The sequence below is a fragment of the Streptococcus mitis genome (assembly GCF_946190065.1).
Taxonomy (GTDB): domain Bacteria; phylum Bacillota; class Bacilli; order Lactobacillales; family Streptococcaceae; genus Streptococcus; species Streptococcus mitis_DE.
In genome coordinates, this window is the sequence record NZ_CAMHZD010000233.1 from 1 (window position 1) to 236 (window position 236).

Here is a 236-nt window from a genome sequence, read left to right on the forward strand (position 1 = left end):
TTGGGCGCGTAGCTCAGGTGGTTAGAGCGCACGCCTGATAAGCGTGAGGTCGGTGGTTCGAGTCCACTCGTGCCCATAAAGTTTGGTCCGTTGGTCAAGGGGTTAAGACACCGCCTTTTCACGGCGGTAACACGGGTTCGAATCCCGTACGGACTATTTTGGAGGATTACCCAAGTCCGGCTGAAGGGAACGGTCTTGAAAACCGTCAGGCGTGTAAAAGCGTGCGTGGGTTCGAA

At 55.5% G+C, this 236-nt stretch carries 2 tRNA genes; both read left to right on the plus strand.

The features are described from left to right. The first annotated feature begins 2 nt into the window (after positions 1–2). A tRNA-Ile gene (locus tag OCF96_RS10065) sits at positions 3–76 on the plus strand. Positions 77–84: 8 nt separating this feature from the next. Further along, positions 85–156: transfer RNA gene (locus tag OCF96_RS10070), tRNA-Glu, on the plus strand. Positions 157–236 lie beyond the last annotated feature (80 nt).